Below are 16,167 nucleotides of genomic sequence, written 5' to 3'. Positions count from 1 at the left end.
GGCCGCTTACCGCCTCCCAGGTCAACAGGGCGAGTAGTCCATCCGCCAGACTACCCGGGGCGGTTCGCGGCGAGGACGTCCAGAACGCGGCGGACATCGGCGCCGTCCAGGGTGGCGCGGGCGGTCAGGCGCAGCCGCGACCGGCCGTCCGGGACCGACGGGGGCCGGAAGCACCCCACCCGAACCCCCAGCCCCAGGCAGGCCGCGCGCCAGTCCTGCGCCTCTTCGGGCGAGGGAGCCAGCACCGACACCACCGCGGCGTCCGGCCGGCTCGCCGACAGCCCACGCGAGCGCAGACCTTCGGACAGTTCGAGGGCCCGGGAGCGCACCGCCTCGGCCCTCCCCGGTTCGGCGCGTAGCACGCGCAGGGCCGCCAACGCCGCCCCCGCGGCGGCCGGGGCCAACCCGGTGTCGAAGACGAACGTGCGCGCGGTCTCCACCAGGTGCCGGATCACCCGGCGCGAACCCAGTACCGCGCCGCCCTGCGAACCCAACGACTTGGAGAGGGTCACCGACACCACCACGTCGTCGGCGCCGCCCAGCTCCGAACCGCCCACCGCGCCGCGCCCGCCCGGGCCCACCACACCGAGCCCGTGCGCGTCGTCCAGCAGCAGCGCGGCACCTTGGGCACGCGCCACCCCGGCCAAGGCGTCGACGTCGGTGAGGTCCCCGTCGACCGAGAAGACCGTGTCGCTGAGTAGGAGCCGCCGCCCCCGGCCCTCCGCGAGCAGCTCGGCGGCGCGCTCGGTGTCACCGTGCGGGAACACCGCCACCCGGGCGCCGGAGGCCTTGGCCAACCGGGTGGCGTCGATGAGCGAGGCGTGGTTGTACTGGTCGCAGACGACCAAGGGCGCCTCCACTTCGTCCGCGGCCGGGGTGACCAGCGCCGTCACCATCGCCAGATTGGCCGCGTACCCGGAGGAGAACACCAGGGCGGCCTCCGCGCCGTGGAAGTCCGCCAGCTCGCGCTCCAACTCACCGTGCAGCTCCGTGTCTCCGGTGACCAGGCGTGAACCGCCCGCGCCCGCGCCCCAGATGTGGGCCGCGTCGGCCGCGGCCGCCACCACGTCCGGGTGGCGCATCAGCCCCAGGTAGTCGTTCCCGGCCAGGTCCAGTACATCGTCCGACGGGGGCCTGGGCACCGTGCGGCGCGTCAGCCCGGCCCTGGCCCGGCTCTCGGCTGCCCCGTCCAACCAGGCGAGCGGGTGCCCGGCGGGCAGCGGCCCCGGAGAGGGTTCGGGACTGGGCCTGGTGGCACGCAGGGTCCACGGACGGTGGGCGCTGCGGGCACCGGCGTCGAGGCGTTCCATGCGGGTGCGGGCTCCTCGTGTCGTGGACGGAAAAAGCGGGCGCAAAGCGGGGGTCGGCCCGGCTCGCGGCCGGAAAGCGGGACAGAAAGCGGGTCGACCCAGCGGCGGCCAATCCCGCTGGGGCGACCCGGCCCAACCCATGCCAGGGAGGCGGTTACGACTCTGCCGGTCCGGGGACTGAGAGTCACCAGTGGAAGCCCACAAAGATTCCGCGGCTATTCCTGGCTTACTCGTATGGAGCGCCGGAGCCCGTACGCGGGGAACAATAGGGCACCATGTCCCGAACGAGCACCGAGACGGCCCACCCCGCCCGGATCCGCGCCGCCGACAGCGCGCACCTGTGGCACCCGTACACGACCGTCCCCGCCGCCGAGACCCCCTACGTGGTCACCGATGCCCGAGGCGTCCACCTGACCCTCTGGGCGGACGGCGAGCACCACCGCGTGGTCGACGGCATGTCCTCCTGGTGGTCGGCCATCCACGGGTACCGCCACCCGGAACTCGACGCCGCCGTGCACGCCCAGGTAGACCGGTTCAGCCATGTGATGTTCGGAGGGCTGACCCACGCCCCCGCCGCCGAGCTCGGCGAAGCCCTGGTCGGGATCGCCCCCGACGGCCTGGAACACGTCTTCCTCGCCGACTCCGGATCGGTGTCGGTGGAGGTCGCCATGAAGATGTGCCTCCAGTACCACCGCTCCACGGGCAGCCCCGGCCGCCGCCGCTTCCTCACCTGGCGGGGCGGCTACCACGGCGACACCTTCCACGCCATGAGCGTGTGCGACCCGGACGGCGGCATGCATTCCCTGTGGGGCGACGTCCTGCCCGGCCAGGTGTACGCGGACCCGCCGCCCGCCGGTTTCGACACCGAGCCGGACCCCGGGTACCTGGCGGCCTTCGAGGAGCTGGCCCGCGAGTACGCCGACGAGCTGGCCGCGATCATCGTCGAACCCGTGGTCCAGGGTGCGGGCGGGATGCGCTTCCACCACCCCGGTTACCTGCGCGAGCTGCGGCGGATCGCCGACGCCTACGGGGTCCTGCTGGTCTTCGACGAGATCGCCACCGGCTTCGGCCGGACCGGGGAGCTTTTCGCCGCCGACCACGCCGGGGTCGTCCCCGACGTCATGTGCCTGGGCAAGGCGCTCACCGGCGGCTACATGACGCTGGCCGCCACCCTGTGCACGGCTCGGGTGGCGCAGGGGATCGCCGGGGGAGAGGTCCCGGTGCTCGCCCACGGGCCCACGTTCATGGGCAACCCGCTGGCCTGCGCGACCGCGCTGGCCTCGGTGGAGCTGCTCACCAAGGGCGGCTGGCGGAGCGACGTGGCCCGGATCGAGGCCGGGCTCCGGAAGGGGCTGGCCGCGGCCGAGGGGTTGCCGGGCGTACGCGAGGTGCGGGTGCTCGGCGCGATCGGCGTGATCGAAACGGACCGTCCGGTGCGCACGGGCGAGGCCACCCGGGCAGCCATCGCCGAAGGGGTCTGGCTGCGGCCCTTCCGCGAGCACGTGTACGCGATGCCGCCCTATGTCTGCTCCGACGGGGACGTCGCCGCGATCGCCCGGGGGATGGTCGCCGCGGTCGAGGCGTCGCTGGCGGCCGACGAGGACGCGGGGGAGCGGGGAGACGAGGGGGAGCGGGGATGAGTGTGCTGGTGGTGACCGGTACCGGCACCGAGGTCGGCAAGACCGTGGCCACGGCCGCCGTCGCCGCCCTGGCCGTGGCCGAGGGCCGGAGCGTTGCGGTCCTCAAGGCGGCCCAGACCGGGGTCGGCCCGGGAGAGGAGGGCGACGCCGAGGCCGTGGCCCGCTTGGTCCCCGGCGTCACCGTCGCCGAGACCGCCCGCTACCCGGAACCGCTCGCCCCCGCGCGCGCCGCCGCCCGGGCCGGTCGGGAGGGTCCGGAGGCACGGGAGGTCGCCGACCTCGCCCGCCAGCTGGTCTTGGAACACGACCTGGTGCTGGTGGAGGGCGCCGGGGGGTTCTTGGTGCGGCTGAACGCGGTGGGGGAGACCCTCGCGGACGTGGCGGTGCTGCTGGCCGCCCCTGTTCTGGTGGTCGCCGACCCGAGGCTGGGAACGCTCAACGCGACCGCGCTGACCGCCGAGGCGGTGCGGACCCGGGGCCTCGCCCCGGCCGGGGTCCTGGTGGGCTCCTGGCCGGAGCTGGAGCCGGAGCCGGGCTCGGAGTCGGAGCCGGGACCACCGGGCGCTCAGGTACCGGCGGAGTTGGCCATGCGCTGCAACCTCGACGACCTGCCCGACATGGGTGCGGGCCCGCTCGTCGGCGTGCTGCCCGAGGGCATGGGAGCACTGGCCCCCGGCGCGTTCACCGCCGCGGCCCGCCTGGGCCTGGCCGCGGAGTTCGGCGGGACCCGGTCGGCACGGGAGGGGCCGGACGCCTGACCCGGCCGCACCGCCCTCTGTCGGCCCCCTTCAAAACCCGGGCCCGATTCTTTGTGCCCTTCCACGGCAGACGTGCCCGCCACCCGCCGATACGTTGCCACTGCCAGCCAGTACACCGCCTTCCAGGGGACCCCTTGAACCTGCTCATCACCGGCATCACCACGCAGTCCTCCATCGCCTACGCGATCGCGGAGGAAGCCATGAACCAGGGGCACGAGGTGATCCTGACCAACCCGCCCGGCCGCGCCTTCTCCATCTGCGAGCGCATCGCCAAGCGGCTGCCCAAGGAGCCCGTGGCCGTCCTGCCGATGGACGTCACCGACCCCGAGCAGATCGCCGCCACCGCCGAGGCGATCGGTGAGCACTGGGACCACGTCGACGGCCTGCTGCACGCCATCGCCTACGCACCCGAGTCCGCGCTGGGCGGCAACTTCCTCAACACGGAATGGGAGGACGTGGCCAAGGCGATCCACGTCTCCGGATACTCGCTGTCCGCCCTGACGGTGGGCCTGCGCGACCTGCTCGCCAAGGCCCCCGACGGCGCCGGGGTGGTCTCCCTGACCTTCGACGCCAGCGTGGCCTGGCCGGTCTACGACTGGATGGGCTCGGCCAAGGCGGTCCTGGAGAACTCCGCGCGCTACCTCGCCCGCGACCTGGGCCCGCAGGGCATCCGCGTCAACACGATCTCCGCCGGTCCGATCAAGTCCCTCGCCGGCGGATCCATCCCCGGCTTCTCGCAGATCGCCGACTCCTGGAGCGACAACGCCCCCTTGGGCTGGGACACCAAGGACACCACCGTCGTGGCGGGCCCCGCCCTCTTCCTGTTGTCGTCCGCGGCCCGCGGGATCACCGGCTCGGTCATGCACGTCGACGGCGGCTACCACGCCATGGGCGCCCCGCTCGCCCCCGCCGCTCCCGGGGACGCCGAACAGGCGTGACCCGCCGGGTGCCGAGGTGTCCCCCGGTCCGCTGGGGGACACCGTTGGACCGGTCCTAGCTAAGCTGGGGCACAGGTACCGGGAATCCAGAAGAGTGAGCGGGGCGTCATGCGGCTGACCCTCCCAGACGGGAGCCAGATCCAACTGTCGAATGACATGGTGCAGGCGCTCCGGGGCTCTGTGTCAGTGACGGGTGCGCGCGACTGGAGATCCCTGGACGTGGGTGTCCCGATCGCGACGGCACGGGCGTTGGAACAGCGCGGCCTGGTCTCCCGCTCGCCTGAGGAGCCGTGGTTACTGACTGCCGCGGGGCTGGAGGTGTTCGATGCACTGGAGGCGGACCACGGGTTCGGTGCGCGTGGATCGGAAGATCCACTCATCGAAGTCGGTACCTCGACGCCCCCCAGCGGGACGGTTGCACCCGGGACAGAGCACACACGTGTGACCGTGCACCCGGAGGTCTCCGCCGATCAGGCGCGACTTCTCCAGTGGGCGCTGAAGAAGGGCAAACAGGAGACGCTGGTTCCGACCTTGGTCCCGGCGGAGTACCTCGGAGGCCGCAGGGGCCGGGTGGCTTTGTGCGTTTCCGCCGCCATCGGCACGCTCCTCCTGATGGTGGTTGAAATCGGGGCCGGTCTCATCCTTGGTGCGATCTTCTGGGGCATCGTCGGATGGTCGTACGTCAAGCACAAGCATGCACGTGATCTCGCCATGGCGCGCCTGAGGAGCAACCCCTTCCACATCATCGCTGAGCACAAGGGCCGGTACGCCACCGGGGAGGCGCTCGACGACCAGGCCAGGGGCATGCTCGGTCGGGCGCAGGCGGCGGTCGACTCGGTGCTGGACTCCCCACTCCACCGCGAGGGTCTGCTGTTGGACGAAACCCGCAACCGGGTGGTCCTGACCGATGTGGAGTGGTCGCTGGCCCGCGACCTGTACTCGCAAGCGCCGGTCCGGAACCGCATCGAGAACACTCCGGCGGTCGGTGAGCGCAGTCGGCAGGCGGCCGAGCGGGCCCGCGCCGCCCTGGCCGAGGACTTGGCCCGGGTGGAGGCGCGTATCCGCACACTGGAGTCGTACGCCGACCGGGTGCGTGCGGCCGAGCTAGAGGCACAGGACCGGGAACTTGCGGCCGAACTCGACGCGATCGCGGACCATGCCGAGCTGGTCGGGGCGGGCCGGCCCGAGCACGACGCATCGCTTTCCGCACTGGTCCAGGCCCAGGAGCTCGCCTTGGAGATCGCCGCGCTCAGCGACGGCCGGGAGCCCCAGGAGCCCGCTCAGTAGGGCCGCAACCTTCCGGTCTTGGGACGCGGGCGTGCAGCAACCGGTCCAGTTCATCCCTGAGGCTTTCGCGGGCCCATGACCTCCGACGATGCATCGGAGCGGGGACAGCGGGCACCTGACCCCCACTCTGAGGGGGCATCCCGCCCGCCGGATTCGGGTACACCGTTCCTCAACCGTGCGACCGGACCTCGTAGGGGGCAAGGGAACCGGGCGCCGAAGGGCGGTGAACGGCGTGAGGGTGTTCCTTCTGGACGGGCGCTCCGTCCATCTCTCCGAGCCCATGGGGTGGGTGCTCTGGGGTGCGGTGCCCGTCGGTCCGCGGACCGGGTCCCGCCGACTGGCGGAGGGGACACCCAAGGACACGGCGCGTGCGCTCGAACGCCGCGGCCTGGTCCGGTGGCGGGAGCGGGACGGGCTCTGGGTGGTCACCGAGCACGGCATGAGGGCTCGCGGGGTGCTCCTGCGGATGGCGGAAGAGGCGGCCGACGGAGACCTGGGAGGGACCCCGTTCTCCGGGGAGCTGCCGAGGCGGGAGTCTGTGGACCCCGACATGTCCCGGGACGAGGTCGCCTACCTGCGCGAGTCCCTGGACCTGTCGCGGGCCACCTCGGGGCCTGAGTTGACCAGGGAGGACATCGCGGCCCGGAGCGCGCTCCTCGTGGGCCTCATGACCGTGACGAGCCTGCCCCTGTCGCTGTGGATCTGGTTCCCCGAATCCGCGGGGCTGGTCCTGCTGACGCTCGCCGTCATCGCGGGCCACATGCTGTTCGGCGCCGCCTGGGTGACCCTCTTCCACGAGGTGTGGTGGTCCGTCAAACTCACCCGGGCCCACCGCACCCTCGAGGCGTTCCGCGGCCGCTACGTCAGTGCCGACATGCTGGACCGGCGGGCCAACGACATGCTCGCCCGGGCCCAGCGGGCGGTGGACACCGTGCTGGACTCCCCGATCCACCGGCGGGGGCTGCTGCTGGACGAGACCCGCAACCGGGTGGTCCTGACGGAGGCCGAATGGGCGGTCGCTGACAGCCTGTGCGAACAGACGGAGACCCGCATCCGGCTGAACTCGACCACGACCCTGGGCGAACGGAGCAGACAGGCCGCCCAGCGCGTCGGCGCGGCACTCCTCTACGACGTGGAACGGGTGGAGGCGCGCATCCGCGTTCTGGAGTCCTACGCGGCCAAGGTGCGCAGGGCCGAGGACCAGGAACAGGACCGCCAGCTCGCCGCGCGGCTGGACGGCCTGGCAGACCGGATCATCGTGGACGGCGCCGCCCACGACCAGCAGGACGAAAGCGTGTGCGCCCTCGTCGACGCCCAGCGGCTGGCTTTGGAAATGGCCGGCCAGGGGCCGGACGACGAACTGGGGGCGACCGGGGACACCGACCCCCTCAGGCCGGAGGGGGGACCGGGGAGCCCAGGGTGAAGGCCCTCGGGCCCGGGCCGCGGACGCGCAAGTGCTCGGCGCGCTCCTCGGCCTCCTCCGGAGTGATCCCGGTACCCGCGGTGGACCACCACAGGGTCCGCTCCACCGTAGGGAAGCCGCCGGACCCCGCGCGGAAGGCGAGGAGTTCCCGGTGCGCCTCCTCCACGAAGGACCGCAGGTCCGTGGGGGAGCGCCACAGGCTCACCACGTGTACGTGGTCCCCCTCGTCGGAGAAGCGGACCTCTGCTAAGTGGCCCAAGTGGTCCGCGGCTTGTTCCCGGAGCGCCGCGACGAGGGGCCGGAGGTACCGGCGGTCACCGGTGGTGGTGCGAGACTCCACCAGGACCGGCCACTGGGGGGCGAGGTCCGGTTCCGGTGCGGAGCTACGGATCCTGGCGGCCTTCGTGCGTGCGCCGACGTGGTGGGGGGTGTGGCGGGAAAGCAGGGAACGCATGGGAACTCCTCACGCAAGTGGTCCTTGATAAAGGGTCCATTTTGGCTCTGGTGGTATCTGTGGATCTAGTGCCAGTATCGAAGCCTGGGCCGAGAACGAGTAGAGCCAATGGAGCGAGAAATGGACCCTGTTCGGCGTACCGATGAACTCGTGGACCTCGTGGGCAACTGGTCCAGCGGTACGGGCGCGCTCTACCGGCGCCTGGCCGCATCCCTGCGGGGGCTGGTCGACCAGGGCTCCCTCGTCCCCGGGGAACGCCTGCCCTCCGAGCGCAACCTCGCCACCGCGCTGCGGATCAGCCGCACCACAGTGGTCTCCGCCTACGACCACTTGCGCGACGAGGGAATCCTCGAGAGCCGCCAGGGCAGCGGCACCCGGGTGTGCAGCACCAGGGCGCCCGTGCGCGCGGACGGGTGGACCGCCAACGGCAACGGCAACCCCATGTACCGCAACCTCCTCCAGAGCGACGACTCCGTCATCTCCGCGTCGTGCCTGAACACACCCGCGCTGGGCAAAGTCGAGACCGCGATCCGCGAGATGGTCGCCGAGGACCTGCCCGCACTCATGGCCGAGAGCACCTATTACCCGCGCGGTCTGCCCGCCTTGCGCGAGGCGATCGCCGAGTACTACGAGCACCAAGGCCTACCCACGAACCCCGACCAGATCGTGGTCACCACCGGTGCCCACCAGGCCGTCGCCATGGTTGCGCAGCTCTACCTGCGCAACGGTTCGCCGGTGGTGGCCGAGGACCCGAGCTTCGCCGGATGCCTGGACCTCATCCGCGACCGGGGAGCCACCGTCCACCCGGTTCCCTTGGACGACCAGGGGATCGACGCCAACGGGGTGCGCCGCGCCTTCGCCGAGAAGGCGCCCCACCTGCTGTACGTCATGCCCTCGTACCACAACCCGACCGGCACGATGATGTCCGCGGCCCGCCGACGCGAGCTGGGGGAGATGTCGGCCCGCCACGGGGTGCCCGTCCTGGAGGACAGCGCCTACACCGGGATCCGCGCCGCCGACGAACCCGCTCCGCTGGCCGCGTACGCCCCGCGCGGCGCCGAGATCATCACCGTCGACTCGCTGTCCAAGGTGGGGTGGGCAGGGCTGCGCATCGGCTGGCTGCGCGCCCCCGCCGAGATGGCGCTCCGGCTGAGCCGACGCAAGGTCCTCGCCGACCTGGCCAGCCCCCTGCTGGACCAAGCGGTCGCCGTGCGCCTGCTCGACCGCTACGCCGAACTCGCGCACGAGCGCTCCGAGCAGCTACGCGTCGCGCTGGAGCACATGGAGTCGATGCTGCGCCGGGACCTGCCGGAGTGGGAATGGCGGGCCCCTGACGGCGGCGCCGCCCTGTGGGTCCACCTGCCCGGGGTCAACGCCCGCGCCTTCGCCCAGGTCGCGCTCTGCCACGACGTCGGACTGGTGCCCGGACCCGCGATGTCCTCCTCCACGGGTGACCAGCACGACGAGTACTTCCGTCTGCCGGTGGCCTTCGACCGCGACACTCGGGAGGAGCTGGTGTGGCGGCTGGTCCGCGCCTGGCGCGAACTGCACCGCCACGGGCCGGTCGAGAGTCACCCCGACGTCCTGGTCGTCTGACCCGGCGCAACAGCGACCACCGGGCCGGCCGGCAGCCACCCCCGACACACAGCGAGGGCGGCACCACAACCGTGGTGCCGCCCTCGGCGGTTCCCGCCGCAGCGGTCAGAACCCGGAGGTTCTAGCCGAGCGTGGTCTTGCCCGCGCGGGCAGCGGCGAAGCGCTCCTGGACGTCGGCCCAGTTGACCACGTTCCAGAACGCCTTGACGTACTCGCCCTTGACGTTCTTGTACTGGAGGTAGAAGGCGTGCTCCCACATGTCCAGCATGAGCAGCGGCTGCGTGCCGATGGCGATGTTGGCCTGCTGGTCGTACAGCTGCTCGATGATCAGGCGCTGGCCCAGGGCGTCCCAGGCGAGGATCGCCCAGCCGGAACCCTGGATGCCGGTGGCCGCGGCGTTGAAGTGCGCGCGGAAGGCATCGAAGGAGCCGAACTGGTCGTCGATGGCGGCGCCCAGCTCACCCTCGGGCTTGTCGCCACCCTCCGGGGAGAGGTTCTTCCAGAAGACGGAGTGGTTGACGTGGCCGCCCAGGTGGAACGCGAGGTTCTTCTGGAGCTGGTTCACGGTGCCGAAGTTGCCGGCTTCGCGGGCCTCCGCCATCTGCTCCAGCGTGGTGTTCGCACCGGCGACGTAGGTGGCGTGGTGCTTGTCGTGGTGCAGCTCCATGATCTGGCCGGAGATCCACGGCTCGAGGGCCGCGTAGTCGTAGGGCAGTTCAGGAAGCGAGTATGGCGCAGACATCTCTGACGCACCTTTCCAATGACGCGATTCGTCGGGCTTACCAGCGATGGGATCGCTAGGCAGCAAGCTATCAGCCAGGGGGCCGCACACCCGATGTCAGGCCGTTTGTGCCCGCTTCGGGAATAAACGGGACGGTGTCCGCCAGCGGGTGCTGCCTCTAGGCCACCAACCGAACACCCTCCGGTGTGCTCGGCGCCGCTTCCACTACGGCACCCGTGCCACCCGGTTCCTTCCTTCCTCTTCCCCACCGGCCGCCGTCCGAATCACCACCTTTCACGCGGAAACTCCTGGGTTTTTTCGATCCCGAGGGCGTCCCCGCAGCGGTCTTAGCCTGGCCGGGCCGTCCGTCGGCGCAACCGTCGCCGACCTTCCAAGAAGCGTTGTCCAGGAGTTCGCCCGCCATTCACCGCCGGGGCATCGGGGAAGGCGAGAATTCATCGCCGAATTCGAGTAAGCAAAACGCCTCATAAGTATCGTTCGGCGAATCATCTCCTGGAACTCCGTAGATCTCCCGAGGCCGCCACCGCTCATGCACACCACTTCGCCCGGGGCGCCCGCCGTGAAGGCGCCCGACATCCCGTCCGTAGCCGACACCGCCCGCCCGAACCGGGGCGGGGGAGGCTTCCGACCGGAGATCGAAGGGCTGCGCGCCGTCGCCGTCCTCCTCGTGGCCGTTTACCACATCTGGTTCGGCCGGGTCTCCGGCGGCGTGGACGTCTTCCTGATGCTCACCGGCTTCCTCATCACCGGGTCGCTGATCCGGGGCATGGAACGCGACGGGCGGATCCGCTTCGCCGCGTTCTGGACCCGGCTCGCCCGCCGCCTGATCCCCTCGGTGGTGGTGGTCCTCGTCGCGACCATGGCGGCGATGTACCTCTGGCTGCCCCGGTCGCGCTGGGGCGACATCCTCGCGGAGGTGCGCGCAGCGGCCCTGTACTACGAGAACTGGGCCCTCGCCCGGAACGCCGTCGACTACCTGGCACGGGAGGCCGCCGCCAGTCCGGTGCAGCACTTCTGGTCGCTGTCCATCCAAGGGCAGTTCTACCTGCTGTGGCCGGTCCTGCTCGCCCTGACCGCGCTGGTCGCCTCCCGGGTCCGGCTGCCCCTGCGCGCGGCGGTCCTCGGCACGGTCACGCTCGTGTTCGCCCTCTCCCTGGCCTACTCGGTGCACATCACCGCTCAGGACCAGGCCTGGGCCTATTTCGACACCGGCGCCCGGCTGTGGGAGCTGGCCCTGGGCGCGATCCTCGCCCTGGTCGTCCACCGGATCAACCTGCCCGTGCGGCTGCGGGTACTCCTCGGCTGGTTCGGCCTGGCCGCCCTAGTCTCCTGCGGCATGCTCGTCTCGGTCTCGACCCTCTTCCCCGGGTACATCGCCCTGTGGCCGACCGGCGCCGCCGTCCTGGTGATCCTCGCGGGCACGACCGGCAGCCGCTTCGGTGCCGACCGGTTCCTCACCTGGGCGCCCCTGACCGCCCTGGGCAAACTCTCCTACCCCCTGTACCTGTGGCACTGGCCGATCCTCGTCGTCTACCTGGAGGTCACCGGCCGCCCCCTGGCCTCGCCGCTCGGCGGGCTGGGCGTCCTGCTGCTGTCCATCGGCCTGGCCTGGCTCACCCACCGGCTGGTCGAGAACGGGCTGGACCGGTTCACCCGGCCCGCCCGCCGCCGCACCCCCGGATGGTCGATCGGCATCGCCGCGACCCTGGTCGTCCCGGTCCTGATCGCGTCCGTGATGTGGAACGACCGGCTGGACCGGGAACGGGTCGACCGCGCGCAGGAAGCCGGGTCACCGGAGAGCTACCCGGGCGCGCAGGTGGTCTCCGCGCCGGAGCTGTCCGAGGTGTTGCCGGAGGTCCCGGTGCGGCCCGACCCGGCCGACGCCAAGCAGGACCTGTCCTGGCACCACGAACAGGGCTGCCACGTCAACCTGGCCGAGGACGAGCTGGTGGTGTGCGATGTCGGTCCCACCGACGCCGAGCACACGCTCGCGCTGGTGGGCGCCTCGCGCACCGCGCACTGGTACCCGGCGGTCGCGGAAGCCGCCGAGGCCCAGGGCTGGCGACTGGTCTCCTTCACCAAGAGCGGCTGCCCGTTCGGCATGGACCAGTCCTACCGCGACGGCGAGCCCTTCGAGGAGTGCGAGACCTGGAAGGCCAAGGCCATGGCCGAGCTGGAGGAGCTCCAGCCCGACGCCGCCCTGCTGTCCTCGACCAGGTCCACCCGGGCGTCCGACGAGGTCCACCCCGGCTACACCGACGTGTGGTGGTGGCTGAACGACCTCGGTATCGACGTGGTCGGTATCCGCGACCTGCCCCGCCTGCCCTACCAGGGCGCAGAGTGCGTGGAGAGCTCTCCGCTGGAGAGCTGCACCGTCCCGGTGTCCGAGAGCCACGAGGACGTCGACCCGGCCACCCGGGTCGAGCTGCCGCCCAACGTGACCCTCGCCGACCTCACCGAACACGTGTGCCCCGACGATTCCTGTGACGCGGTGGTCGGCAACGTGATGGTGTTCTGGGACCACTCCCACGTCACCGCCACGTACGCCGAGACCCTGGCGCCGGTGATGGAGGAAACTCTGGTCCAGGCCACCGGGTGGTAGGACGACGGGCGTTCACGGGCATTGTGAGCGGCCCGTAAACGACATTCTGATGTTGCGTCGGTGAACGCCGGGGGAATTGATGGCCACACGGGTTTCGAATTCCCCGATGAAAGGCTCCGGGTGTGTTTTGAGGGGTTAGTGTCGAAAGGGTCCCGGGATTTAAAAGGTCCCGGGGCTCCCCCAGATCCCACTGCCACGACACCCGTGGAGGTCCCCCGTGCGCTCCCTTCGCCGCAGACTCCGGCCCCTCTTGGCGGTCGCCGCCGTTCTCGGCCTCGCCGTGCTCGCCGTACCGACGGCACTGGGCGCGCTCTCGGTACTCAGCTGGGCGGAGGCAGTGATCGTCGCCGCGCTACTCCTGCTGGGCGGGATGGTCTGCGCGCTCGGCGCGGGTCTGTGGCGCCTCAACCGGTCCGTGCGCGCCCTGTCGACCACCGTCAGCGGCCACACCCGGCGGGTCACCGAGGTACTCGGCCAGGACCGGCTCGAGACCACCCGCTCCCTCGAGGCCGTCCGCGACCGCCTCACCCGCCTCCAAGAGCACTCCCTTCCCAAAGCCACCCGCGAGATCCAGCACGCCGTCACAGTGCAGGGCCGCGACGACTACGAGCAGCAGGTCGCCTGGGCCGAACTGAGGGACCACCTGGACGTGGCCCCGTTCATGCCGCCCCTGCGCGGTTGGGCCGCCTCCCCGGACGTCCTGCGCCTACTCGTCCGGCTCATCGACCGCGACCGCCCCGAGCTGGTCGTCGAGTGCGGTAGCGGGGCCTCCAGCGTGTGGATCGGCTACGCGCTGCGCCGGGCGGGCACCGGAAGGCTCGTCGCCATCGAGCACGAGGCCCGGTACGCCGACCTCAGCCGCGACCTGGTCGCCGCGCACGGCCTCGACGACACCGTCGAGATCCGGCACGCCCCGCTCACGGAGGTCAAGGCCGAACTCTCCGGCCTCGACCCCGAAGACCCCGTCGAGTCCGCCCCCCAGTGGTACGACGTCTCCCGTCTCACCGACCTGGACGGCATCGGCCTGCTGTTCATCGACGGCCCTCCCAAAGCGACCGGTGCACAGGCCAGGTACCCGGCGGTCCCCGCACTCCTGCCGCACTGCACCGCCGACGCGGTGGTCGTCCTCGACGACGCCGCCCGCCCCGACGAGCGCGCGCTCGGTGAACGCTGGCTCTCCGAGCACCCCGACCTGTGCCGCACCGAGGAGCCGGCGGAGAAGGGCGCCCACGTGTTCACCCGCCACGGTCCCTGACCCGTACCCGGCCCGTCCCCTCGGCTCCCGTCCCGACTTTCCCGTACCGCGCCCCACGTCCCGACCTTCCCGCCGCACCGCCCAGCGCCACCGAACTCCGAGCGAAGGCCACCCGATGATCACCACCGTCCTTCGGCACGCCCTGCGCGCCCGCGGCCGCGAACCGGCAGTGCTCTGCCACACCGGCGCCGACACCCGCGCCGAACTGGCCGGGCTTCCCACCGCGCCGGGAGACGTGCTCCTGGACCTGGACGCCCAGCTGTTGGGCACCCCCGTACTCGACGGCGATGCGGTCGCCGGGCTGGTGGCGGTGGTCGCGGCCACCACCACCGACCTCAACCGCACCCTCACCGCCGCCGCCCGCCTTCCCAGGTCCGTGCACGTCGTGGCGGCCCTGGTGGCCACGCCAGGGCACCAGGAGCCGCCGATCCCGGTCGGCCCCGGTATGGGCCAGTGGCGCGACCTCCAGGAACTGCGGGTCCGCCGGGTGGACCGCCGAGGCTGGGTGTGCGAACTCTTCTTCCCCAACGCCACCGAGACCGCCCCGGTCCTGGACGCGGTCCTGCACGGCACCCGCGGGCGCCGCCGCGGTCCGGCGGTCACACCCCTGGCCGCCGTGAACGGCCGGGAGGCGGCACTGTGGCGCCCCGGCGACACCGGCGTCCACGGCGTGGCGACGGAAGGGCCGGTCCCGCTGCGCCGGGTCACCCCGGTCGCCGACCTCGCCCTGCGGGTCCACGACGGACAGAACCCCGCCTGGTCCGACGCGTCGGTGCCCGCCTTGGAACGGACGACCACCGACACCGACTCCTGGGCCGGGATCACCGGGGCGGACGGCCACACCCGGGCCGCCCAGCTGGCCGCCGTCCCGCGGACCGACCCCGTCCAGCGCATCGCGCCCGTCGACGAGGCGACCGTCAACCCCACCGGCTTCGGCAAGGCCGAGAACGGCCCCCTCGGCGACCTCACCCTGGAGGGCGACCGCGCCGTCGTCCGCGAGGGCAAGAAGGTCCTGGTCCGAGTAGCCCAGGACGGCACCGTCACCGACGTCGACCTCTCCCACCTGCGGCACCTGCGCGGCGTCCGGGTGGACTGGTCCGGGCACAGCGGCCCCCACGCCGCCGTGCGCACAGTCGCCTCCCTGGCCGCCGGCGGCGTCCCCCTGATCTGCGCCTCCGTCCCCGCTTGGGCCGCGGGGCTGGGCAACGCCCTCACCGCGCTGCTCACCCGGGCCACCGACACCGACCTCACCGACCGCCTCGCCCGCGAGGAACACAGCGTCCGCCTGCGCCGCACCGCCCTGCGCACGCACGGCCTGCGCACCCGGTGGCGGTCCCTCGCGGCGGAAGCCGGGATCCCCGTGCCGCCCCAGCCGCGGGTATCGGTCATCCTGTGCACCCGCCGCCCCGAAATGGTGGGCTTCGCCCTGGCCCAGATCGCCAGGCAGCGCGGTGTCGACCTGGAGGCCGTCCTCACCCTGCACGGGTTCCCCGCCACCCTGCCCGAAGTGCGGTCGGCCATCGACGCCTTCGCGGCCACCGGACTGCCGATCACCGTGCACGAGGCGCCCACCGAGCGGATCTTCGGCGCGGTCCTCAACGACACCGTCGCCCGTGCTTCCGGAGACCTGATCGCCAAGTGGGACGACGACGACTGGTACGGCCCCGAGCACCTGGCCGACCTCGTCCTCGCCCGCACCTACTCAGGTGCTGAGCTGGTCGGTACCGGACAGGACTTCGTCTACCTCCAAGAGGTCGACCTCACGGTGTGGCGCAGCCGGGAGGCGGAGACCACCACCCGCTTCATCGCCGGGGGCACCATCCTCACCGACCGCGTGGTGCTGGAGGAGACCGGCGGTTTCCGCCCCCTGCCGCGCGCCATCGACACCCAACTGCTCCTCGCCGTCACCCGTGGCGGCGGACGAGTCCACCGCACCCACGGACTGGGCTACGTGCTGCGCCGCACCGGAGGCGGACACACCTGGTCCGAGGACATGGCCTACTTCCTGCACAACTACGCCCGACAGTGGTCCGGTTGGCGGCCCAGCTCCCTCTTGGAAGGTGAACCCGCCCCGCTGGGACGCGGCGCGCCCTCCGCGGAGCAGCCGATCGGCACCGCACAGCACCCAGGGGGACACCCTTGACCAGTACCGACGAGCACAC

12 protein-coding genes are annotated in these 16,167 nt (G+C 71.8%); 9 read left to right on the top strand and 3 right to left on the bottom strand.

What is annotated here, in order from left to right; genetic code table 11:
* Window positions 1–50: 50 nt before the first annotated feature.
* Window positions 51–1,310 (bottom strand): 8-amino-7-oxononanoate synthase, encoded by a 1,260-nt coding sequence (locus tag ACYVDG_RS19880; RefSeq protein WP_460755157.1) that lies wholly within the window; start codon window positions 1,308–1,310, stop codon window positions 51–53.
* A gap of 275 nt (window positions 1,311–1,585) precedes the next feature.
* Between ACYVDG_RS19880 and ACYVDG_RS19875 the strand changes: the two genes are divergently transcribed.
* The 5 genes from ACYVDG_RS19875 to ACYVDG_RS19855 all read left to right on the top strand — a co-directional run bounded on the left by ACYVDG_RS19875 (window position 1,586) and on the right by ACYVDG_RS19855 (window position 7,356).
* Window positions 1,586–2,950: an adenosylmethionine--8-amino-7-oxononanoate transaminase gene (locus ACYVDG_RS19875; protein ID WP_460755153.1), complete on the top strand. Its 1,365-nt coding sequence runs from the start codon at window positions 1,586–1,588 to the stop codon at window positions 2,948–2,950.
* On the top strand, window positions 2,947–3,708 hold the full coding sequence (bioD, locus tag ACYVDG_RS19870) for a dethiobiotin synthase (RefSeq protein ID WP_460755150.1): 762 nt from the start codon (window positions 2,947–2,949) through the stop codon (window positions 3,706–3,708). Before ACYVDG_RS19875 ends, bioD begins: the two co-directional genes overlap by 4 nt.
* A gap of 134 nt (window positions 3,709–3,842) precedes the next feature.
* Entirely contained in the window at window positions 3,843–4,646 is an 804-nt protein-coding gene (gene fabI, locus ACYVDG_RS19865; protein ID WP_460755147.1) for an enoyl-ACP reductase FabI, read from the top strand.
* A gap of 441 nt (window positions 4,647–5,087) precedes the next feature.
* Window positions 5,088–5,933 carry a hypothetical protein gene (locus ACYVDG_RS19860; RefSeq protein WP_460755144.1) on the top strand — a complete coding sequence of 282 codons (846 nt, stop codon included), beginning with the start codon at window positions 5,088–5,090 and terminating at the stop codon, window positions 5,931–5,933.
* A 232-nt stretch (window positions 5,934–6,165) separates the two neighbouring features.
* Window positions 6,166–7,356 (top strand): hypothetical protein, encoded by a 1,191-nt coding sequence (locus ACYVDG_RS19855; protein ID WP_460755141.1) that lies wholly within the window; start codon window positions 6,166–6,168, stop codon window positions 7,354–7,356.
* Here ACYVDG_RS19855 and ACYVDG_RS19850 read toward each other — a convergent pair.
* The gene (locus tag ACYVDG_RS19850; RefSeq protein ID WP_460755136.1) at window positions 7,322–7,615 is read right to left on the bottom strand and encodes a DUF3291 domain-containing protein; all 294 of its coding nucleotides are present in this window, start codon (window positions 7,613–7,615) and stop codon (window positions 7,322–7,324) included. The genes ACYVDG_RS19855 and ACYVDG_RS19850 overlap by 35 nt on opposite strands.
* A 315-nt stretch (window positions 7,616–7,930) precedes the next feature.
* On the opposite strand from ACYVDG_RS19850, the gene ACYVDG_RS19845 reads away from it, so the two are divergent.
* Window positions 7,931–9,406, top strand: coding sequence for an aminotransferase-like domain-containing protein (locus ACYVDG_RS19845; protein WP_460755133.1), 1,476 nt, complete (start codon window positions 7,931–7,933; stop codon window positions 9,404–9,406).
* A gap of 121 nt (window positions 9,407–9,527) precedes the next feature.
* Here the strand turns inward: ACYVDG_RS19845 and ACYVDG_RS19840 are convergent, their stop codons facing one another.
* Window positions 9,528–10,148: a superoxide dismutase gene (locus tag ACYVDG_RS19840; RefSeq protein WP_460755130.1), complete on the bottom strand. Its 621-nt coding sequence runs from the start codon at window positions 10,146–10,148 to the stop codon at window positions 9,528–9,530.
* A gap of 529 nt (window positions 10,149–10,677) precedes the next feature.
* Here ACYVDG_RS19840 and ACYVDG_RS19835 point away from each other — a divergent pair.
* From ACYVDG_RS19835 to ACYVDG_RS19825, 3 genes are all read left to right on the top strand, one after another.
* Entirely contained in the window at window positions 10,678–12,750 is a 2,073-nt protein-coding gene (locus ACYVDG_RS19835; protein WP_460755125.1) for an acyltransferase family protein, read from the top strand.
* 217 nt (window positions 12,751–12,967) lie between these two features.
* A complete protein-coding gene (locus ACYVDG_RS19830; protein WP_460755122.1) occupies window positions 12,968–14,005 on the top strand; it encodes an O-methyltransferase in 1,038 nt (345 codons plus the stop codon).
* 115 nt (window positions 14,006–14,120) lie between these two features.
* A complete protein-coding gene (locus ACYVDG_RS19825; RefSeq protein WP_460755119.1) occupies window positions 14,121–16,148 on the top strand; it encodes a glycosyl transferase family 2 in 2,028 nt (675 codons plus the stop codon).
* The last annotated feature ends 19 nt before the right edge of the window (window positions 16,149–16,167 follow it).

The sequence above is a fragment of the Nocardiopsis oceani genome (assembly GCF_054777395.1).
This window is presented reverse-complemented; position numbering and strand designations above follow the sequence as displayed.

Excerpts from the sequence above, each read along its gene's own strand:
- ACYVDG_RS19880 (WP_460755157.1), bottom strand. The coding sequence starts at position 1,310 with ATGGAACGCCTCGACGCCGGTGCCCGCAGCGCCCACCGTCCGTGGACC.
- ACYVDG_RS19875 (WP_460755153.1), top strand. The coding sequence starts at position 1,586 with ATGTCCCGAACGAGCACCGAGACGGCCCACCCCGCCCGGATCCGCGCC.
- bioD (WP_460755150.1), top strand. The coding sequence starts at position 2,947 with ATGAGTGTGCTGGTGGTGACCGGTACCGGCACCGAGGTCGGCAAGACC.
- ACYVDG_RS19845 (WP_460755133.1), top strand. The coding sequence starts at position 7,931 with ATGGACCCTGTTCGGCGTACCGATGAACTCGTGGACCTCGTGGGCAAC.
- ACYVDG_RS19840 (WP_460755130.1), bottom strand. The coding sequence starts at position 10,148 with ATGTCTGCGCCATACTCGCTTCCTGAACTGCCCTACGACTACGCGGCC.
- ACYVDG_RS19835 (WP_460755125.1), top strand. The coding sequence starts at position 10,678 with ATGCACACCACTTCGCCCGGGGCGCCCGCCGTGAAGGCGCCCGACATC.
- ACYVDG_RS19825 (WP_460755119.1), top strand. The coding sequence starts at position 14,121 with ATGATCACCACCGTCCTTCGGCACGCCCTGCGCGCCCGCGGCCGCGAA.